Below are 20,752 nucleotides of genomic sequence, written 5' to 3' on the forward strand. Positions count from 1 at the left end.
CGTTGTCCTGGTCAGCCCCACCGGTCTGGTCGGTGCCGTTGTCCTGGTCAGCCCCACCGGTCTGGTCGGTGCCGTTGTCGGTGCCGTTGTCCTGGTCAGCCCCACCGGTCTGGTCGGTGCCGTTGTCCTGGTCAGCCCCACCGGTCTGGTCGGTGCCGTTGTCGGTGCCGTTGTCCTGGTCAGCCCCACCGGTCTGGTCGGTGCCGTTGTCCTGGTCAGCCCCACCGGTCTGGTCGGTGCCGTTGTCGGTGCCGTTGTCCTGGTCAGCCCCACCGGTCTGGTCGGTGCCGTTGTCCTGGTCAGCCCCACCGGTCTGGTCGGTGCCGTTGTCGGTGCCGTTGTCCTGGTCAGCCCCACCGGTCTGGTCGGTGCCGTTGTCGGTGCCACCGCCGGCATCGTCACCGGGTTGCAGCTCGGTTTTCCCAGCGGGGATGAAGCCAACCACAGGCCCGCTTGTTCCACCAGTCTCTGTGATTGCCGGGGATCGGAATAGGTTGCCTACGGGCGTGGAGGTGGGCAGAGCCTTCGCTGGCATCAGTTGCTTGCCGTCGTCACTCATCTTGAAGGAAGCCAAATACGCTACCTTGTCATCCATCCAATCCTCGCGCTGACAACTACCCTCGCCCTCAAGATGCCAGTGGTTGGGATTCCACTTACCATTGAGCTGCTGGACTCCAAGCCATGTGTACGCGCAGTAGCCCTTGCCAGTAGGGCCAATGTGACCCGTCTCGCCGGGAGCCGGCACATCCCATAGCTGTGCGTTCTTCTGAGCATCTTCCAACGTTTTGAACGAATCGGCTGTGATGTGCTCATGCGTCCCGACATGCACACTTGTACCGAGTGCATAATAAGTCGACCCAGACTTCCAGATGATCCGCCGCGACTCACTCTTTTTCACTGGCTGAGCCTTAACCGATCCAGTGCCACCAGCCAGGGCTGCCGAATCGTCCATGGCGATGACTCCAGCCGCGAGGACACCGGCTGCCGCCAGCGCCACCACGTCGCGAACACAAAACGTTCTATTGCGGATATTCATTCACTCTTCCATTTCCTTCTTGATGAGACACAGTCCGAGTGCCGAATCTCGATGACGCTGGCACAATGCACTAATACTCAACGCCTTTCCCGTGACGCTTCAGAAACACCTCCCTCACGAGGAGGGAAGCGCATCCCAAGTTATGTCGGGTCCTGTCATGGCAGCCTTCGCAGCATTCGCGCCGGCCATACCGTGCACCCCCGGCCCCGGCGGCGTCGCCGCCGAGCAGAGGTACGCGTTCGGCACACCGGTCCGGTAGGGCCTGCGCCCCGCGATCGGACGAGCGACGAGCTGCCGGAACCCGGTGGCTCCGGTGTTGATGTCGCCGCCCACGTAGTTCGCGTTGGCTGCCGCCAGACCGATGGCCCCGGTGGTGTGCGTCGAGACGATCCGCTCCCGGAAGCCGGGTGCGAACCGTTCGACCTGGCGCACGATCCGTTCCGTGGCGTCCACGGTCGTCCCGTACGGCACGTGGGCGTACGCCCACACCGGGTTGACGCCGTTCCGGGATCGTCCCGGATCGGCGACGTACTGTTGCCCGACCAGCGCGAAGGGCTGGCGGGCCGACGCGCCGGAGGCGATCCGCGCCTCCGCGGCCGAGACCTCTGCGGCACTGCCGCCGACGTGCACGACCCCCGCGTCGCGGACACCCTCCGCTGTCCAGGGGATGTCCCCCTCGACCGCGAAGTCGACCTTGAACGCCGCCGGCCCGTGCACGTAGGCGCCGTACGCTCGACGGAAGCGCCGCGGCATAGTGTCGCCGAGGATCGCGGCGGCCGCCGCGGGCGTCGTGTCGAGCAGGACCACGTCGGCATCGCCGAGCTCGGTGATCGTCCGAACCTCGCGCCGCGTCTCGACGGTGCCGCCCAGGTCGACCAGGTGCCGGACGAGAGCATCCGCGAGCACCTGCGCGCCCCCCTCGACGACCGGCCACCCGACGGCGTGCGCCGCGGCGGTCAGCATCACGCCGACCGCGGCCGAGAACGGCCTGTCGAGCGCTCCGAACGCGTGCGCGGCGACGCCGGTGAAGAGCGCCCGCGCCTGCTCGGTGCGGAAGGTGCCGGCGACACGTGCTGCTGACTGTGCGGCCACCGACCCGAAGCGGGCCATGAGCAGCGGGTGCCTGGGCAGGTGGACCATCGGCTGCATCGCGTCGTCGAGCAGCTCGGGGAACGACTCCGAGAACCGCTCGAACAGCGCGCGCCAGGTACCGCCGTCCGCGCCGAGACCACGGGCGGTCGTACCGAGGTCGCGGTGGAGCAGACCGGCGGTGCCGTCGTCGAGCGGATGGGCGAGGGCGATCGGGGCGTGTCGGAAGCGGACGCCGAGGGCCTCGAGGTCGAGGCTCCGGAAGAACGGCGAGGCGACGGCCATCGGCAGGAACGCGGCACCGAGGTCGTGGATTAGCCCCGGTTCGGTCAGCTCCGCGGCCCCGAGGCCACCACCGATGTGCGCGGTGGCCTCGAGCACGGTCACGTCGAAACCGTTCCGAGCGAGCTCGATCGCACCGGCGAGACCGTTCGGACCGCTGCCGACGACGTACGCCTTCACCGACTCCCCACGAGGTCGGCGTCCTGGGACACCTCGGCCTCGTCGTCAACGCGCACGGGTGACCCGGGTGTCGGGGCAGCGCCGGCAGAACGTCGTCCGGACACCGGCTTGGCGGGACTCCGGGCTGGTTCGCCAGCGCCGAGGGCGCGCCAACGGTCGCGGATCGCACGGCCCATCGCCCGCCAGGTGCGATCACGGACGAGCACGGCGTCGACGGCGATCATCGCGAGCGAGAAGAACGGCAGACCCATCAGGATGCCGATGCCCAGGTGGAACGTCATCACGCCCATGAGCGCGAGGATTCGGGTGGTGCGCGTTGCCAGCATCGGCAGGAACATCATCTGGATGACGATCGTGCCCCAGGAGATCGCGACCACCGCCGGCCCCCACCAGGTGATGGCGTCGGCGAGTTCCGGCCAGACCGAGAAGCGATCGACGTGCAGCGGGTTGTACACCGCGTAGCCGTGGGACCAGGTGTCACCCTGCGCCTTGTACAGCGCACCGGACATGTAGATGAACGCGACGTGGAGCACCAGCACGACGACGGCGAGGTTGTTGAACATCGTGTCGTACGGGTGCAGCCGCGAGCGCCAGCGGGACCATCGTCGGACCGCCGTGCGATTCTTCGCGCGACGCCGGGCATCGAGCGAGAGCCTGGCCGCCGGGTCGGCGAACAGCATGTAGATGAGGACCATCCGCACGAGGTTGTCGCTCTGATCGCTGAGCAGGTCGTTCATCTCGATCCACGAGACGTACCCGAGCAGGAAGAGTGGCATCACGATGCGGGTGTGCCAGCCGAGCATGAGGGCGATCGACACGAGCAGGAGCCCCGCCATCGCCAGGCTGAGGAGCAAGTCCTGCTCGCCGATGTCGTGGAAGAAGCGCGTCAGCCACAGGGTGGCGAAGTCACTGCCTGGCCAGAGGTGTTCGCCGGTCCAAGCAGATCCAGCACCGTAGGCGTAGTACCGGGTCGACCAGTTGGTCAGGACCATGCCCGCGCCGAGGACACCCAGCAGGAAGCGGGTCACCGCGAGGCCGTACAGGGCCTTCTTTCGGCCGGTCAGCCACTGCTCGCTGAACGTCGCGGCGCGGAGGACGATGCCCAGGACCAGGTCGAGGAACTCGGCGGACAGGCTGCGGAGGACACCCCCAGCACGTCGGGTGGACTGGATGATCGTGGTCACCATCAGCGCTGCTCCTTGGTGGGGACGGGCTCGGCCGGGGTCGCGGCCGGAGCGGGTTCCGGGGTGGTTGCGTCAGCCGGCGCGGCCGGCTCTGCCGGGCCCGTCGTCCGCGGTGCGGTCGGCGCCGGAGACTTCCGGTTGACCGGGGCGTCGTCCTCGTCGTGGAGCTGGTCCTCGACGAGCGGGCGGAACACCTTCGTGAAGGCTTCCTGCGACTGGCCGGCGATCACGAAGGGCGCACGCCAGCCGGTCGGCGCCTGCTGCTTCGGCGGCTCCTGGGCCGCCGGGTCCTGCCGCTCGGCGAACGGGATCGCGTTCTGCCGGTAGACCTGGAACTGCACGCGGACCACGTCGTCGCCCCACACGGCTCGCGCGGCCTGCGTGGCGTAGGCGAGGGTGAAGGCATGCTTCGAGATGAAGCGGCCGGCTGCCTTCTTGGCGTCCTCGTCGTCACCGACTGCCCCGCGGAGCGCCTTCTCGAAGCGGCCCTTCGGCACGTCCCCCTTCCAGTAGCCCCACGAGACGATCTCCTGCTCACGCTTGGTCAGGTCGTCCCACGCGGTCTTGTAGTCGGAGGCCTGCTCTGATGCGAGCGATGCCGCTCGCGGCTGGAGGAGCTTGTGGTACTGCATCCGGTACTCAGCATCGGTCGCGTCGATCCACTGCGTGACGTGCTCGCCAGAGCCGTCCTTCACGAGCGCGCGGACCTTGAGGTGGTAGTTGCCGTTGATCGGATTCGGCGCGAAGACGGACCAGCTCTGGCCGAACCACGGGATCTGCCATGAGTACAGGAGGTTGCCGGGGACGAGCTCGCGGAGGGCGGAGGCCGGGGCGATCCAGAGGAACTGCGCGAACACGTGGAACGCGGTGACGAGAGTGACGAGGACGAGCACGACGCGTATCACGGGGCGTCGTTTCGCAAGGGGTGTCGTTGCTGCGGACATACTGCTCTCTGTGTCGGGTTGTGGACAAGATGTGAAATACACAATACGTCACAGCCCGACGATGGCGCAATACGATATTTCGCGCAGACGACGAACGCCCCGCCGGTCGGTGACCGGCGGGGCGTTCTGTAGGCGGGTTCGGGTGGGTCGCCGGCTCAGTCCGCGTGCGCTGCGACCACGTCGAGGACCGCGCGCCCGTACCGCTCGAGCTTCGCGCCGCCGATGCCGGAGATCTCGCTGAGAGCATCCTCGTCCGCCGGCTTCACCGCAGCGATCCCCCGCAGCGTCGCGTCGTTGAACACCACGTAGGCGGGGACCCCCTGCTCACGGGCCTGCGCCGCACGCCAGGCACGCAGCGCCTCGAACAGGCCTAGGGCCTCCTGCGGCACGTCGGTGACCGCCTGACGTCGCACCCGTTGACTCCGCGGAGCCTTCACCGGGTCGCGACGCATCAGCACGCGCGTGCGACCGCTCAGGACCTCGGCGCTCGTCGGGCTGAGGACGATCGTGCCGAAGCCGTCGCCCGACACCGCCGCGTAGCCCTGCGCCAGGAGCTGCCGGGCGACCGCACGCCACTCCCCCTCGCCCAGGTCGTTGCCGATGCCGAACGTGGCGAGGGAGTCGTGCCGCAGCTCCTGCACGCGGGGCGACTGCTTGCCGACCAGGATGTCCACGAGGTGCGCGACGCCGTACCGCTGGCCGCGCTCACGCTCCAGCCGGACCACGGTCGACAGGAACTTCTGCGCGGGCACGGTGCCGTCCCACGGCTCGGGCGGCGCGATGCAGGTGTCGCAGTTCCCGCAGGCCGTGGACTCCTGCCCGAAGTACGCGAGCAACCGGACCCGGCGGCACTCGATCGTCTCGCACAGCGCGAGCATGGCGTCGAGGTGGGCGCTGAGCTGCCGCCGGTGCGCCGCGTCGCCCTCGGACTGGTCGATCATCCGGCGCTGCTGCACGACGTCGTTCAACCCGTAGGCCAGCCACGCCGTCGAGGGCAGCCCGTCACGACCCGCACGTCCGGTCTCCTGGTAGTACCCCTCGACCGACTTCGGCAGGTCGAGGTGCGCCACGAACCGCACGTCGGGCTTGTCGATGCCCATGCCGAAGGCGATCGTCGCGACCATGACGATGCCGTCCTCGCGCAGGAACGTCGACTGGTTGCGCTCACGGACCTTCGCGTCGAGGCCGGCGTGGTACGGCAGCGCCGGGATCCCCTGGTCGGCGAGGGCGGCCGCGGTGCGTTCGACCGAGTTGCGGGACAGGCAGTAGACGATCCCGGCGTCGCCGCTGTGCTCGGTGCGGATGAACGTCAGCAGCTGCTGCAGCGCGCCGGTCTTCGGCTCGATGCGGTACTGGATGTTCGGCCGGTCGAAGTCGGCCACGAAGTGCGCGGCGTCGTCGAGCCCGAGTCGGCCGGAGATCTCGCGGTGGGTCTGCGGTGTCGCGGTCGCGGTGAGGGCGACGCGCGGCACCGTCGGCCAGCGCTCGTGCAGCACGCTCAGCTCGAGGTAGTCGGGGCGGAAGTCGTGGCCCCACTGGGCCACACAGTGTGCCTCGTCGATGGCGAACAGGGCGATGCGTGCGCGGTCGAGCAGGGATCGGGTCGACTCGAGTCGCAGGCGCTCGGGCGCGAGGTAGAGCATGTCGACCTCGCCGGAGACGACCGCCCGTTCGACCCGGGCGCGCTCGTCGGGGCCCTGGGTGGAGTTGAGGAACGCGGCGCGGACACCGTTGGCGGCGAGGGCGTCGACCTGGTCCTGCATGAGGGCGATGAGCGGCGAGACGACCACGCCGACGCCGTCACGGACGAGCGCGGGCACCTGGTAGCAGAGCGACTTGCCGCCACCGGTCGGCATGAGCACGAGCGCGTCGCCGCCGGAGACGACCTGGTCGATGATCGCGGCCTGCTCGCCGCGGAAGGCGTCGTACCCCCACACGCGGTGCAGGACGTCGAGCGCGGCAGCCCGCGACGGCGAGGTCGTGGTCGTCGTGCTCATGCACCCAGCCTACGAGCGCGGGGCGACACCCACCGTCTCGTCCACAGGCACCGCGTCGTCCGGGCCGGCCGCCGACGTGTCCCGGTCCGTCTCGGGACCGCGGGCCGGTGCGGCTGCCCAGCCCGTGCCTCCCGGCAGGGTCCACTGCCGACCGCCCGCCCAGACCGGAGCCGGACCGCGGAAGCGGGGCGCCTCGTGTCCCGGGAAGCGACGGTCGAGCCCCCGCCACCACGCGAGGAGCTCGATCATGCCCCAGAAGGCGAGCGAGGTCGCGAGCGTGACCAGGAAGCCACCCGCGGTGCCGTCCGAGGCGTCGAGGTCGACCTTCGACCAGCCGGGGGCCTGCAGCACGAAGATCATGATGTTGTTGAAGGCGTGCTGCAGGACGGTGGCCTCCATGCCGCCGGTCCGCAGCACGATGATCGCTGCGATCAGCCCGAACGAGCCGACGTCGAGGATGCCCCACACGTTGTAGCCGTTCGGGATGTGCCCCGCGGCGAACACGACCGTCGACACCGCGACGGCGACGACGACGCCGACGATCCGGACCGGGATCCACGATGCGATGGTCTGGATCAGGAAGCCGCGGAAGACGTACTCCTCCGCTGCACCCTGGAAGGGGACGAGCACCAGGACCATCACGATCGTGAAGGTCAGGGTGGCGGGCGAGACCGTCGACTGCCCGATGGCGTCGTGGTTCCAGCCGAAGCCGCCGTCGAACGAGAACATCCCCCACGTCTGCAGCAGGAACATCGGGATCGCGATGACGAGCGTGGGGAGCAGGCACCACAGCGTCCACCGCCAGCGCACCCGGAAGCGCGTCGACGACAGGATGCCCGCCGGGCCGATCCGGGCGATCTTCACCGCGAGCAGGATGCCGGGCAGCAGCACCACGAGCGACAGCAGGGTCAGCGACAGGATGAGCGGGTCCGTGGGGTCGAGGGCGCCGCTCGTCAGGTCGTCCTGGAACCCGATCAGCCCCTCGGCGCCCTGCGTCGCACCGATCGGCACGAAGTACGCCACCGCGAGGACGATCTGCGTCACGACGTAGTACCCGACGAGGAACGCGAGCGCGACCAGCGGACGCCACCAGCGCCAACGGGCATCGACACGGGGCAGGCGGTGGTAGGGAACGCTCACCCGCGCAGGCTACCGGCACGGGCAGGATGGGAGCCGTGCTCTCCGTCCTGCTCGGCCTGACCGGTGCGGTCGTCTACGGGGCGGCCGATTTCCTCGGCGGCCTCGCCGCACGCCGGGTCCGGGCCGTGGTCGTCGCGGCCGCCGCTGCGGCGGTCGGGCTGGTCCCGCTCGGTGCCGGGGTGCCGCTCGTGGGCGCGACGTTCTCGACCGGCGCGGTGGTCGCGGGGACGGCCGCGGGTGTCTCCGGGTCCGTGGCGGTGCTGCTGCTGTACCGGGCGCTGGCCGTCGGCCCGATGAGCGTGCTGTCGCCGCTGACGGCGGTGTTCGCCGCGCTCACCCCGGTCGTCGTCGCGCTGCTGGGCGGGACGGTGCTGTCGTTCGCGGCGTCGGTCGCGCTCGTGGTCGCGGTGCTCGCGGTCGTGCTGGTCGCGGCGGTGCGGGACTCCTCGGGCGCGCGGGTGACCGCGGTCGGGGTCGCGACGGCTGCGGTGGCAGGGTGCGGGTTCGGCGGGATCGTGCTCGCGTACGACGCGGCACCCGGGGACGCCGGGGTCGCGACGCTCCTGGTCGGGCGGGTGGTGCAGACGGTGCTGCTCGGCGCCGTGGCGGTCGCGGTGGCGGCGCGGTCGGGGCCGGTGCGGCCGGCACGGTCCGGTCGACCGGGAGGCACGGATCGCGTCGGTCCGCCGGCACCGGCCGCGCGGTCTGGCGCGGCTGACGCGAGGGCGGTGCGTCGACCGGGCCGGTCGCGCCGACCCGGCTCGTCGGGTCCGTCGCGGTGGCGGGGTCCGTTCCGCTGGCCGCGCTGGTCACGGCCGACGGTGGTCGCCGTGGTGGCGTGCGGGGTGCTCGACGCCCTCGCGAACACCTGCATCCAGGCGGCGCTGCACGTCGGCTCGGGCGACACCACGCTCCCGGTGGTGAGCGTCCTCAACGCGCTGTACCCGATCGGCACGGTGGTGCTCGCCGGCGTCGTGCTGTGCGAACGGCTGACCGCGGTGCAGTGGACGGGGATCGTGCTCGCGTTCGCGGCCGCGGTCGGACTGGCGCTGGCCTAGCGGGCGTCCGGCGCCCTTGGTCCGGGGCTGGCGTCCGTGGTCCGGCGCCCGGCGTCGGGATCAGTCGTCGGCGATGAGGCGCTTGCCGAGCGAGACCGCGCGGTCCGGGGCGTACCCGAGCGAGGCGTAGAACCCGAGGACCTGCTCGTTCCCCTCGCGCACCTGCACGTTGACCTTCGGGCACCCGCGCTCGGTGAGCAGCCGTTCGAACTCGGCCATGAAGGCGCGACCGAGCCCGGAGCCCTGCAGGTCGGGACGGACGGCCAGGTAGTTCACCCAGCCGCGGTGCCCGTCGTACCCAGCCATGCCGACGCCGACGACCGTGCGCTCGTCGTCGTGCTCGGGCTGCTCGGGTTGGTCGGGCTGCTCGGCGACCAGGAAGAGCTCGGGCTGCTCGGCGACCTTCCGCGCGATGTCACGACGCGGGTCGTTCCATGGACGCAGCAACCCACAGGCTTCCCACAGGGCGACGACCGCCTCGGTGTCGTCGGGGCGGAACGGTCGGAACACCGGGGTCATCCGTCCACGCTAGCGGGACCCGTGGGCATCCACAGGTACGAGGACTCGTCACCTGTTCGTCGGCGTGGTCTGATAGACCTGTCCGACCACCCCATCCGGATCAGGAGCACCGTGACCGCACACGACACCGCCCCGACGCGCCGCTCGGCGCGCGAGGACGAGGCCACGCGGCCGCCACGACGCCCTCGGCGCCGTCAGACCGTCGGCGGGGCGCTCGTCTCGCTGCTGGCCGAGCTCCTGATCATCGCCGGTGCCGGCACGGGCCTCTACGTGGTGTGGACCGCGTGGTGGACGGACGTCGTCGCCGTGAACGAGCAGACGAAGCTCGTCGACGACCTCGGGCAGCGCGCGGCGCCGAAGGTCGAGGGCTCGGAGCACCGGGGCGAGGCGCCCGTGCTCGCTGAACCCCCGGAGGTCACGAGCGTGTTCGGCACGATGCAGATCCCCCGCTTCGGCGCCGACTACCTCCGTCCGATCGGTGAGGGCACCGACCGCGAGCGCGTGCTCAACACGATCGGGCTCGGGCACTACCAGGACACCGCGATGCCGGGCGCCGAGGGCAACTTCGCCGTCGCCGGGCACCGCGTGACGTACGGCAAGCCGCTCAACCAGATCGCGGAGCTCAAGACCGACGACGCGATCGTCGTCCGGGTGACCGACGAGGAGAAGGACTTCGACGTCTGGTACGTCTACAAGGTCACCGACTCGCAGATCGTCACGCCGGACAAGATCGAGACGATCGCGCCGGTGCCGAACCAGCCGGGTGTCACGCCCTCGGCCGAGGACCGCTGGCTCACCCTGACCGCGTGCCACCCCATGTGGTCCGCCAAGGAGCGCTACGTGACCCACGCCAAGCTCGACTACTGGATGCCCGTCTCGGAGGGCACCCCCAAGGAACTCTCGGAGACGCCGAAGTGATCTTCCCGTTCGTCTGGCGGATCCTGCCCGGCCCTGCTGCCCTGAAGGTCCTCGAGCTGCTCGTGCTGCTCGCGGTGATCGTGTACGCGCTGTTCACGTGGGTCTTCCCGTGGATCGCCGCCGACATCCTGCCGCCGCCCGACGGCACGGTGGACGCGCCGCCGTCGCCCTGACCACAGCCGTCCGTCGACCGCCCGCGAGGTCCGCAGCGGCGGTCTGCGGTCCGACGTCTGCTGCCCGCTGCCCGCCGCCCGCTGCCCGCGCGGACCGTCAGACCGTGGTCGTGACCCGCGAGCCGCCCTCGGCGGTGCGCCGTACGGCGATGCGCTCGGGGATGCGCTGCTTGAGCTCCTCGACGTGGCTCACGATGCCGACCTGCCGTCCGCCGGCGGTCAGGCGTGCGAGTTGCCCGATGACGTCGTCCAGCGTCTCCGGGTCCAGCGTGCCGAACCCCTCGTCGACGAACAGGGTGCCGAGCGAGACCCCGCCGGCCTCGGCCTGCACGACGTCGGCGAGCCCGAGTGCCAGGCAGAGCGACACCGTGAAGGTCTCGCCGCCGGACAGGCTCCCCGGAGCGCGCCGGGTGTCGGTGGTGTGGTCGTGGACGGCCAGCGCGAGGCCGGTCCGGCGGGCTCGTGACCCGGCCTCGCGCTCGTCGGACGTCTCGAGGGTGAACCGCCCTCCGAGCATGCCCCGCAGCCGGTCGTTGGCCGCGGCGACGACGTCCTCGAAGCGCCGCATGAGCACGTAGGTGCCGAGGGTGATCCCGCTCGGGTTCACCGCGGTGACACCGTTCGCGACGTCGGCCAGGCGGACCACGGCGCGGCTGCGCGCCGACGTGTCGTCGCGAGCACGGACGGCCCGGACCACCTCGGCGGCACAGCGGGCTGCGGCCTCCGACCGGTCGGACGCGGACACCGCCGCGCGGGTGGCCTCGTCCGCACGCTCGGCAGCGGCGACGGTCGCGGTGCGGGTGGCGTCCAGGTCGAGCGCGACGGTAGAGCCGGCGGCGGCGGAGCCCTCGTCGGTGGCGGCCGCCACCACCGCCGGTTCGACGAGCCCGGCGTCGACGACGGCACGCTCCCGCTCGGCGGCGACGACCTCGGCCTGCAGCGCGGCCGACGCATCCGGCTGGAGCAGTGCTGCCCGGGCCGCGTCGAGCGTGTCGAAGCCCTGCTCGGTCAGCGCCAGGTCGACCTCGGCGGACCGCTCGCGCACGGCCTGTGCCGCCGTCGTCGCCTGCGACTCGGCGACGGCGACCTCGTCGGCTCGTGCGACGAGGTCGTCGAGCTGCCGGACCAGCTGCGCGAGGGAGCGGTCGTCCGACGTCGCACCGATGCGGCCGGCGGTGTCGGCGGACAGGTCCCAGGAGCCTGCGGCGAGGGTCGCTGCACGCTGTCGGGCGTCCGTCACGGCAGCGGTGTCCTGATCGAGCCGCGATCCCTCTGCCCCGCTCGTCGCCACGAGGACGGCGTGGTCGGCCTGCACGGTGTTGTGCTCGCGCTCGAGTGCCCGGGTCTCGTCGTCGTACGCCGTCCGCTGCTGCTCGACCTCGGCGACGCGGACTGCCGCAGCGTGGGCTGCCCGCACGCGGGCGTCGGCGGCCGCGGCTCGGGTCGCCAGGGCGTCGGCGTCCGTCTCCCCGACGGCGGCGCGCAGTCGTTCGAGGGCGGCACGCTCGACGGCGAGCGCGGACGCCGCCTCGGCGAGGGCGCCGTCGGCGACACGTGATGCGTCGGCGGCTTCGTCGACGGCGGCTGCGTCCGGGTGGTCGTCCTGCGGCAGGGCGACGTCCGGGTGCTCGAGCGCGCCGCACACGGGACAGGGGTCGCCCGGGACGAGTGCCGCGCCGAGTTCGCCCGCCAGTCCGGCGATGCGGCGGGTACGCAGGGCCTGCTCGGTCCGCAGGAGCGCTTCGGCGCGGACGCGGCGGTCCGCCACCACCTGCTCCGCCCGGTGCACGGCGTCGGCTGCGGCGTCACGGGCGTCGAGGTCTGCGCGCAGCTGCCGGAGGCGCTCGACCTCGGCTCGGGCGGCCTCGGCGTCGCCCGCGGCGGTGGCCGCGGTCCGGGCTTCCTCGACGAGCGCGGCCCGACCGGCGGGACGCGCCTCGAGCGCACGGTCGAGCTCGGCCACCCGTCGGACGAGCAGTGCGGCCCGGTCGGCGGCGTCCGTGCGGGCCCGTCGGCGGTCGTCGAGCGTGGCCTCGACCGCGACGAGGTGCCGGACCGCCGCGACGCAGGTGGCCAGGTCGGTGCGGCGTGCGGCGGTGTCGACGTCCGACGGGACACCGAGGAGCGCACGGAGGTCGTGCGCTCGGCGACGGTGCTCGTCAGCACGGGACCGGGCGGCGTCGAGCCCCTGTGCCGACGTCGTGACCCGGACGGCCCGTTCGGCGAGCGCGAGCCGGGCGCGGGCGGCCTCGACCCGGGGTGCGGCGTCGTCGAGGGCGCGGCGACGATCGAGGAGCGCGGCACGTCGTGCCCTGGCCTGCAGTCGCGCGGCCACGTCGTGCTCGTACACCCGGGAGCGTTCCGCCGCCGCGACCGCCTCGGTGCGACCTGCCGCGGTCGCCTCGGCCACGATCCGCAGCGCGTTGAGGGTCCCCGGCACCGAGGCCTCGTCGGCGTCGACGACACCGGCGGCCTGGGCGAAACGGCTCAGCGCGTCCCGCACCCGGGCGTCGGCGGACTCCACCTCGGCCTGGACCTCGCGGCGGCGGGCGGCGAGCTCGTCCGCCGTGCGGTCGTAGACCTGGGTGCCGAAGAGCGACTGCAGGAGCTTCCGGCGGTCCTCGCCCGGTGCCCGGAGGAAGCGAGCGAACTCGCCCTGCGGGAGCACGACCGTCTGCAGGAACTGTGCACGGTCGAGTCCGACGACCCGGGCGACCTCGAGCCCGATCTCCGGGATCCGCGAGGACACCGGCTCACCGACGACGTCGCCGGGGTGTGCGAGCCGGAAGAGCTGCGCCGACGCCTGCTGTCGCACCGTCCCTGCGCCGCGCTGCTTCGGCCGGTCGTACTGCGGCGTCCGGCGGACCCGGTACACGCCGGCACCGGTCTCGAACACGAGCTCCACGAAGGGTTCCACCCCGGGGTCGGCGTGCTGGCTGTGCAGGCGGTCGTGCGTCGATCCCTCGCCCGCGAGCCCGCCGTACAGGGCGAACACCACGGCGTCGATGATGGTCGACTTGCCGGAGCCGGTCGGGCCCTCGAGCAGGAACACCCCGGAGGCGGCGAGCGCCGCGAAGTCGATCGTCACGAGTTCGGGGTAGGGCCCGATCGCCCGGAGTTCGAGTCGGTGCAGGTACATCAGCGCCCCCGGTCGTCGTGCGTCGCGAGGACCGCTGCCTCGTACGCCTCGGTCAGGACCGCGCGGTCGTCCTCGCCCGGCGTCGCGCCGGTGGCGAACGCGACGAAGTCGGCCGCGACCTCGACCGGGTCGGAGGTCGCCGTGACCGCCCGCGCCGCCTGCCGGTCGGGGCGGTCGGCGGGCTCGTGCGTGATCGCCAGCGCGTGCGGGAAGTGGTCCTTCACCCGGGCGTACAGCCGCTCGGGGTGGACGGTGTCGGTGACCGCGACGCGGACCCAGGCGTCGGCGTCCCCGCGGTGCGCGCCGGACTCGATCGCCCCCATGCTCGTCCGGACGTCGACCAGGCGCCGGGGCACGGGAGCGGGTACCAGCTCCACCGAGACCCCACCGTCGGCCGCCAGTTCGACGAGGGTGACGCTCTTGCGCTGCTGCCGTTCCCCGAACGAGAACGCGAGCGGGGACCCGGCGTACCGGATGCGGTCCCCCGCGCCCACGCGCTGCGGTCCGTGCAGGTGTCCGAGCGCGACGTAGTCGATGCCGTCGAAGACCGAGGCGGCGACCTGGTCGACCCCGCCGACCCGGATGTCCTGTTCGCTGTCGCTCGGAGCAGCCCCGCCGACGAAGGCGTGCGCGACGACGACGCTGCGGGTGCCCGGGCGCTCGGCGAGGTCTGCTCGGATCCGTGCGGTGCCTGCGCCGACGACCGCCTGGTGGGACCGGGCGAGGGGCTCGTCCGGCACGTCCGCGAGGGCGTAGCGCGTCAGGTCGGGGTGCAGGTACGGGATCCCGTACACGGCGACCGGGCCGTACTCGTCGTCGAGCAGCACCGGCGTGCCGATGCCCGTCGGCTCCGCCAGGATCCGCACGCGGTCGTGCATGACCCCCGCGCCGAAGCCGAGCCGCGCGGCGGAGTCGTGATTGCCCGGGGTCAGCACGACCGTCGCCGTCTCGGCCAGGCGTTCGAGCGTCCGCGAGAGCAGCCGGACGGCGTCGACCGGCGGGATCGCACGGTCGTAGACGTCGCCGGCGATGACGACCAGGTCGACCGCGCGGTCGCGGACGGTCTCGACGAGGAAGTCCGCGAAGGTCGACTGGTGTCCGAGCAGGTCCGCACCGAGCAGCGTGCGGCCGAGGTGCCAGTCGCCGGTGTGGAGGATCCGCATGCCGCCACGGTAGCGGCGGCCGGGGACATCACCCGCGAGCCCGTGCCGCCCTGTGGAGGACCGGCGCGTGCCGCTGCCCGTGCAGGAACGTCAGCGCACGCAGCTCGTGCCGGAGACGAGCCCGAGCCCGAGGAGCGACGTGAACTGAATGGGCACCCCTGCGCTCTGCGTCGACGTCCAGGCACCCGGCGCGGCGGCGTTGGTCTGCACCTGCACGGTGCGCCTCGTGCCCAGGGCGAGCGCACTGCTGAGCTTGACGGTCGCGCTCCGCGCCTGGCCGTCGGCTGTTGTCGCGAGCACCGCCCCGGTCTCGTCGGTCACGGTGAACGACTTCGGCGGGTCCCCGGCGTACGACCAGCCGATCACGACCGAGCCGTTGCTCGAGTCCGTACACGAGAGGGTCGTGACGACCGGTACGGTCCCGGCGGTGAGCTGGACGGCCGTGCCGGTGGTCCGACCGAACGGTGCAGCATCGGCCTGCGTCGGCACGAGCACGGCGCTCGCCCCGACCACGACGGCGACGAGCCCGAGGACCCCGGTCTGGCCCACGCGAGGGACGCGCTGCACGGCCGCGCGGCGTGCGGCGCGGCCGCGCTCGTCGCCGTGGCGCGGGACGGCACGTGGCGACCGGCGGTCCGGGACGCCGGGAGCGCCCGCAGCGGGCGGCGCTGCGGAGGCGAGCCGTGCCTCCCGGCCGTGGCCCGCGGCCCCGCCGTCACCCGCGTGCCCACCGTCGCCGCGGTGCCGCGGACCGCGTCGACGGAGCGGAGCGTCGACCGTGCAGAGCAGGAGCACCGCGACGAGCGCGAGCGCGACGGTGCCGACCTCGACCCAGCGGCCCTCGCGGACCCAGAGCACCGGGGTGGCGACGGACGGCACCCGCAGGAAGCCGACCCCGTGCACGGCGGAACGCTCGATCGGCGTCGAGTCCGCCTGCGGGTTCGCGTCGCCCTTCGTGACGACGGTGCCGTCCGGGCCGGGTTCGACGAACCGGTGCATCCGCAGGTGTCCCGGCTGGTCGGGGTCGTCCGCGAGCAGGATCTGCCCGGGCCGGATCTCCGCCGAGGCGACCGGTCTCGACACCACGACGTCGCCCGGCGCGAGGCGCGGTGCCATCGACCCGGTCATCACGGTGGTCGGGTGCCAGCCGAGGAGCGCCGGGGCGGCCGACCACAGCGCGAGCCCGAGGAGCGTCGCGACGACGGCCCGGGCCGCGGTCGCGACGACGACACGCCCCCAGTCGACGACGTCGTGGAGCACGTCGTGCGGGGTGTGACCACCGTGCACTGCGATGCTGACCATGACTGCCTTCGAGCGGGGGCGTGGTGACGGGCGGGGTGCCCTGCTAGTTGTTCTGGGCCTCCCAGGTGAGACCGATCTGGGCGTTGGTGCCCTGCGCCGCGTTCGGGGTGTTCGCGGAGACGGTGTACGTGACCCTGTAGACCCGGGTCTCGCTGGCGGCACCGGTCGTGGTCCACGCACCGAGGCCCGAGGCGAAGTTCGTCGCCTGCGTCCCGAGGTTCGGGAGCGTGTTCTCGAAGAGGGTCCCGCCGGTCGCCGCGGGGGTGAAGCCCGAGCACGACGAGAAGCCGCCGCCGGTGCCCTGCTCGATCTTGATCGTGGTGTTCTGCGCGAGCACGCTCGAGGTCGACGGCGAGGTCGCGTAGAGCTTCACGGTCGACGGCAGCGACCCGGTGGAGGTCACGGTGATGCACTTGCTGTCGGTCGAGCCGGGCTTGAGGTTCGCAGCGGTGAAGAGCGCGGTGTTCGCGTCGTCGTCCGACAGCGCGACGGTGCCGGCTGTCCAGTTGCTGGTGGGGTTCGTGGTGGTGGCCGAGAAGGCCGAGTACGAGGCGGTCGACACGACGACGCCCGAGGCGACGAGGGCGGCGGGCACGGCGATCCAGGCGGCGAGACGGGCGGCGCGAGGGGACACACGGGACATGGTTGTCCTCCGGAGGAGAGATTCTGATCGGTGGTGGCTCCGGACCCGCGGTGGTTGGTCGCGCTACGGTGCCTGTGTACTACGGCGATCAAGCTACTTGTCGAACGTGTTGATGACAAGAGAAGCAATGACCCCATTGTTGGGGGGTGTCTCAATCGTTGAGATACTTGTTGCATGGACCTCTGACCCGGGTCCGCCCGCGTCCCGTCGATCGCCGCCGCGATCACCACCCGAGAAGAGCCACCCCGTGACGGACACCTCCCCCGCCCTGCCTGCCCTGACCGTCACGACCGGCCTCCCCCCGGCCCCGGTCTCCCCCGACGTCGAGATCGACCTCGAGAGCGACCTCGCGATCGGCGACCCGGCACCGGCGCACCGTGTCGGCACGGCCGCGGACGACGCCGGGCTCGCACGGATGATCGCGGCCTTCCGGGTCCTGCAGGTCCGGCACGCTCGGGTCCTCGCGCACGAGAGCGCCGCGCAGGGCCTCGGTATCACCGACACGCGCTTCCTGGTGCACCTCGCGGCATCGGAGGGGCAGGCGACGACACCGAAGCAGGCCGGCGACGTCCTCGAGCTGAGCACCGGTGCGATGACCTCGCTGCTCGACCGGCTCGAGCGCCACGGGCACCTCGAACGGCGCCCGAACCCGGGCGACCGGCGGAGCATCCTCGTGCACCTGACGCCGTCGGGCGCAGCCGTCGCACGGGCCGTCAGCGCCGCGTACGCCTCGGCCTTCAGCGAGGCCGTCCCCGCCACCGAGCGGAACGGCGTCGCGGCTGCCCTCGAGGACATCGGCGCAGCGCTCGACCGGCGGCACCGCGCGGCCACCGCCCGCTGAGCGCGGACCGGTGCCCTGGAGCAGGGCCCGCACCCGCCGCGTAGCGTCGGCCGCATGACCCCTGCCGAACTCCTCACCGAAGCGTTCTCCCGCGTCCCCGAGACGGTCGAGCGTGCGCTCGACGGTCTGTCCGCGGACCAGCTCGCCGCTCGCCCGGCGGCCGGCGCGAACACCCTCGCGTGGCTCGCCTGGCACATCGCTCGCGGGCAGGACGCGCAGGTCGCCGACCTCGCCGGCTCCGAGCAGGTCTGGACCGCGGACGGCTGGGTCGATCGGTTCGACCTGCCGTTCCCGGCCGACGCGCTCGGGTACGGGATGTCGCGCGACGACGTCGGTCGCGTGCGCGCCTCGGCGGACCTGTTGAACGGCTACCTCCGCGCGGTCCACGAGCGGACTGTCGCGTACGTCGCGACGCTGGCGCCGGAGGACCTCGACGCCGTCGTCGACGACGCCTGGGACCCGCCGGTGACCCGCGGCGCACGGCTCGTCAGCATCCTCGACGACTGCACGCAGCACGCCGGCCAGGCCGGCTACGTGCGCGGCCTGCTCTTCTTCAGCCGCTGACCCCTTCCGCGGAACGCAACGTCGGCGGTCGCTCGCAGCGTCGTCGCGCTGCGCGGGACCGCCGACGTTGCGTCCTGCGGGACGGACGGACGGGAGGCACGGTGCCAGCTGGCTCCGTGCCTCCCGTCCGTCGAGGTGGTCGCGTCTAGCGCGCCGCGAGCTCCGCGACGATGCCGTCGCCGGGGGCGGCCTGCACGAGGTCCGCCTCGATCTCGGCGTTCTCGAGGATGCCCTCGATCTTCCGGACGCGGCCACGCGGGACGAGCGTGACGACGGTGCCCTCCTTGCCGGCACGGCCGGTGCGGCCGGAGCGGTGCATGTACGCCTTGTAGTCGTCCGGGGCGTCCGCCTGCACGACGAGCGACACGTCGTCGACGTGGATGCCGCGCGCCGCGACGTCCGTCGCGACGAGGACGTTCACCCGGCCGCTCGTGAGCAGCTGCAGGTTGCGCGTGCGGCGCGACTGGTTGAGGTCACCGTGGAGCGAGGTCGCCCGGATGCCGGCGTCCTCGAACTGGTCGGCCAGGCGCTCGGCGTAGGCCCGGGTGCGGGCGAAGACGATCGTCTTGCCGTCGCCGGCGACGAGCTCCTCGAGCACCTGGTCCTTCTGGCGCTGCTCGACGACCAGCACGCGGTGGTCGATGGTCGAGGACGCCTGGTCCTCGCCGGCGACCTCGTGGACGCTCGGCTCGTGCAGGAACTCGGACACGAGCGATGCCACCTGGGCGTCGAGCGTGGCGCTGAACAGGAGCTTCTGGGCGCGGTTGCCCTGCGGCGTGACCTCGGCCGTCGCGGAGAGGATCTCGCGCACCGGCTCGAGGAACCCGAGGTCGCACATGTGGTCGGCCTCGTCGAGCACGGAGACGACGACCTCGCTGAGGTCGAGCTTCCCCTTGTTCATGAGGTCCTGCACCCGGCCGGGCGTGCCGACGATGATGTCGACGCCACGCTCGAGGGCACCCTCCTGGCGGCCGTAGGGCACACCGCCGTAGATCTGCGTCGTGAAGAGGCCCACCGAACGGGCGATCGGCTGCACCGTGCGGTCGATCTGCAGGGCGAGCTCGCGCGTCGGGGCGAGGATGAGCGCACGCGGGGCGCGGCCCATCTTGCGCTTCGTCCCGCCGCCGTGCTCCATGAGCTTCTCGACCAGGGGTGCACCGAACGCGATCGTCTTGCCGGAACCGGTGCGGCCACGGCCGAGGACGTCCTTGCCGGACAGCACGTCGGGGATCGTCGCCGCCTGGATCGGGAACGGGGCCGTGGCGCCCATCTCGGCCAGGGCGCGGGAGATGTTGCCGCCGATGCCGAGGTCGGCGAAGGTCACGCCCTCGACGTCGGCCGCGACGGTCGCCTCGGCCTGGAGCTTCTCGAGCTTGACGTCGTCCGCGGGGACGTAGGCCGGGCGCGGGTCGTCGCGGTCGCGGCGGGGCGCGCGGTCGTCGTCGGAGGAGCGGCGCTGCGGGCGGTCGTCGCGGTCGAACCGGCGCGGGGCACGGTCGTCACGGTCGAAGCGACGCGGGGCACGGTCGTCACGGTCGAACGACCGGCGCTGCGGACGGTCGTCGCGGTCGGGGCGTCGGGCACCACGGTCGTCGTCACGACGGGGAGCGCGGTCGTCGCGGTCGAACCGGCGCGGGGCACGGTCGTCACGGTCGAACCGACGAGCACCACGGTCGTCATCGCGACGGGGCGCACGGTCGTCGCGGTCGAACCGACGCGTGGCACGGTCGTCATCACGACGGGGCGCACGGTCGTCACGATCGAACCGACGCGGGGCACGGTCGTCACGGTCGAACCGGCGCGGGGCACGGTCGTCGTCACGACGCGGAGCACGGTCGTCACGGTCGAAGCGACGGGGAGCGCGGTCGTCACGGTCGAACCGACGCGGGGCACGGTCGTCATCGCGACGCGGAGCACGGTCGTCACGGTCGAACCGACGCGGGGCCCGGTCGTCATCACGACGGGGAGCGCGGTCGTCGCGGTCGAACCGACGCGGAGCACGGTCGTCGCGGTCGTGGCCACGACCACCACGGTCACGGTCGAACCCGCGTCCGCCGCGGTCGTCACGGCGCTGGCCGCCGTCGCGCGGCTCCCAGTTCGGGCGAGCCGGGCGCTCGCCCTGCGATGCGCGGCCGCGACGCTCCTCGGCGTCCCAGCGCTGCTTCTGCCGCGGCTGGGCCGGGTCGGCGGCGCGGTACCCGCGGTGCTTGCTGCTGCGAGCGGCGGGCGTGCCGTTCGCGTGGCGGACTCGGTCGTCGGCACGCTGACGCGCGCCCTTGTCGTACGGGGCCATTGCTACTTTCCGGGGTGCAGACGTCCCACAGCGCCCGGCAGCGACATCGGCGGGGGCTCTTCAGCGGGGAGGGGGTTCTTCCCGTCGCGGATCGACGTGAATCCAGCCCTCGAGCGCACACACACCCAAACGAGACCCGCGGTCACATGCCGCGGTGCCGAAGGCCGACCGAGCGAGTCTACGTGACACGAGCCCGCCTGGCCAGCCCCGATCGACCGGCTACCGGCCGCGCGCGGGCCGTCGGCCGCGGGGCGGAGGGTTGCCGGGCCTCCAGACCGTGAGCGGGA

Annotated in this window: 16 protein-coding genes and 1 pseudogene; 5 read left to right on the forward strand and 12 right to left on the reverse strand. The window is 72.3% G+C overall.

Annotation, left to right across the window (positions count from 1 at the left end; translation table 11 throughout):
* The 6 genes and pseudogenes from M3677_RS15415 to M3677_RS18510 all read right to left on the reverse strand — a co-directional run.
* Nucleotides 1–1,036: pseudogene (locus M3677_RS15415) on the reverse strand (MSCRAMM family adhesin SdrC); the annotation flags it as partial.
* A 114-nt stretch (nucleotides 1,037–1,150) separates the two neighbouring features.
* Nucleotides 1,151–2,587: an NAD(P)/FAD-dependent oxidoreductase gene (locus M3677_RS15420; RefSeq protein ID WP_251160976.1), complete on the reverse strand. Its 1,437-nt coding sequence runs from the start codon at nucleotides 2,585–2,587 to the stop codon at nucleotides 1,151–1,153.
* On the reverse strand, nucleotides 2,584–3,774 hold the full coding sequence (locus M3677_RS15425; protein ID WP_251160977.1) for an HTTM domain-containing protein: 1,191 nt from the start codon (nucleotides 3,772–3,774) through the stop codon (nucleotides 2,584–2,586). The genes M3677_RS15420 and M3677_RS15425 overlap by 4 nt, the downstream gene beginning before the upstream one ends.
* Nucleotides 3,774–4,676: a DUF5819 family protein gene (locus M3677_RS15430; RefSeq protein ID WP_251160978.1), complete on the reverse strand. Its 903-nt coding sequence runs from the start codon at nucleotides 4,674–4,676 to the stop codon at nucleotides 3,774–3,776. The genes M3677_RS15425 and M3677_RS15430 overlap by 1 nt, the downstream gene beginning before the upstream one ends.
* 194 nt (nucleotides 4,677–4,870) lie before the next feature.
* Nucleotides 4,871–6,712, reverse strand: coding sequence for a DNA helicase RecQ (gene recQ / locus M3677_RS15435; RefSeq protein ID WP_066652214.1), 1,842 nt, complete (start codon nucleotides 6,710–6,712; stop codon nucleotides 4,871–4,873).
* A 9-nt stretch (nucleotides 6,713–6,721) separates the two neighbouring features.
* On the reverse strand, nucleotides 6,722–7,852 hold the full coding sequence (locus M3677_RS18510; protein ID WP_251160979.1) for a CPBP family intramembrane glutamic endopeptidase: 1,131 nt from the start codon (nucleotides 7,850–7,852) through the stop codon (nucleotides 6,722–6,724).
* Nucleotides 7,853–7,887: 35 nt separating this feature from the next.
* Here M3677_RS18510 and M3677_RS15445 point away from each other — a divergent pair, with 35 nt between their 5' ends.
* Complete coding sequence (locus tag M3677_RS15445; RefSeq protein WP_251160980.1) at nucleotides 7,888–8,910, forward strand: EamA family transporter; 1,023 nt, start codon at nucleotides 7,888–7,890, stop codon at nucleotides 8,908–8,910.
* 60 nt (nucleotides 8,911–8,970) lie between these two features.
* Here M3677_RS15445 and M3677_RS15450 read toward each other — a convergent pair whose 3' ends face one another.
* A complete protein-coding gene (locus tag M3677_RS15450; RefSeq protein ID WP_066652210.1) occupies nucleotides 8,971–9,429 on the reverse strand; it encodes a GNAT family acetyltransferase in 459 nt (152 codons plus the stop codon).
* A gap of 111 nt (nucleotides 9,430–9,540) precedes the next feature.
* Here M3677_RS15450 and M3677_RS15455 point away from each other — a divergent pair, with 111 nt between their 5' ends.
* Together M3677_RS15455 and M3677_RS15460 are read left to right on the forward strand one after the other, a co-directional pair.
* Nucleotides 9,541–10,347: a class E sortase gene (locus M3677_RS15455; RefSeq protein ID WP_235426468.1), complete on the forward strand. Its 807-nt coding sequence runs from the start codon at nucleotides 9,541–9,543 to the stop codon at nucleotides 10,345–10,347.
* Entirely contained in the window at nucleotides 10,344–10,520 is a 177-nt protein-coding gene (locus M3677_RS15460; protein WP_158407726.1) for a hypothetical protein, read from the forward strand. Before M3677_RS15455 ends, M3677_RS15460 begins: the two co-directional genes overlap by 4 nt.
* A gap of 97 nt (nucleotides 10,521–10,617) precedes the next feature.
* Here the strand turns inward: M3677_RS15460 and M3677_RS15465 are convergent, their stop codons facing one another.
* The 4 genes from M3677_RS15465 to M3677_RS15480 form a co-directional block, all read right to left on the reverse strand.
* Nucleotides 10,618–13,659, reverse strand: coding sequence for an AAA family ATPase (locus M3677_RS15465; RefSeq protein ID WP_251160981.1), 3,042 nt, complete (start codon nucleotides 13,657–13,659; stop codon nucleotides 10,618–10,620).
* Nucleotides 13,659–14,822: an exonuclease SbcCD subunit D C-terminal domain-containing protein gene (locus M3677_RS15470; RefSeq protein ID WP_251160982.1), complete on the reverse strand. Its 1,164-nt coding sequence runs from the start codon at nucleotides 14,820–14,822 to the stop codon at nucleotides 13,659–13,661. The genes M3677_RS15465 and M3677_RS15470 overlap by 1 nt, the downstream gene beginning before the upstream one ends.
* Nucleotides 14,823–14,912: 90 nt before the next feature.
* Nucleotides 14,913–16,124: a S24/S26 family peptidase gene (locus M3677_RS15475; protein WP_251160983.1), complete on the reverse strand. Its 1,212-nt coding sequence runs from the start codon at nucleotides 16,122–16,124 to the stop codon at nucleotides 14,913–14,915.
* 43 nt (nucleotides 16,125–16,167) lie between these two features.
* On the reverse strand, nucleotides 16,168–16,767 hold the full coding sequence (locus M3677_RS15480) for a CalY family protein (RefSeq protein WP_251155358.1): 600 nt from the start codon (nucleotides 16,765–16,767) through the stop codon (nucleotides 16,168–16,170).
* 247 nt (nucleotides 16,768–17,014) lie between these two features.
* Between M3677_RS15480 and M3677_RS15485 the strand changes: the two genes are divergently transcribed.
* Nucleotides 17,015–17,608 (forward strand): MarR family transcriptional regulator, encoded by a 594-nt coding sequence (locus M3677_RS15485; RefSeq protein WP_251160984.1) that lies wholly within the window; start codon nucleotides 17,015–17,017, stop codon nucleotides 17,606–17,608.
* Between the two features lie 54 nt (nucleotides 17,609–17,662).
* Nucleotides 17,663–18,172, forward strand: a complete 510-nt coding sequence (locus tag M3677_RS15490; RefSeq protein ID WP_066652197.1) for a DUF664 domain-containing protein — start codon at nucleotides 17,663–17,665, stop codon at nucleotides 18,170–18,172.
* A 145-nt stretch (nucleotides 18,173–18,317) separates the two neighbouring features.
* Here the strand turns inward: M3677_RS15490 and M3677_RS15495 are convergent, their stop codons facing one another.
* Nucleotides 18,318–20,465 (reverse strand): DEAD/DEAH box helicase, encoded by a 2,148-nt coding sequence (locus tag M3677_RS15495; protein WP_251160985.1) that lies wholly within the window; start codon nucleotides 20,463–20,465, stop codon nucleotides 18,318–18,320.
* Nucleotides 20,466–20,752 lie beyond the last annotated feature (287 nt).

The organism is Curtobacterium sp. P97 (genome assembly GCF_023712445.1).
Taxonomy (GTDB): domain Bacteria; phylum Actinomycetota; class Actinomycetes; order Actinomycetales; family Microbacteriaceae; genus Curtobacterium.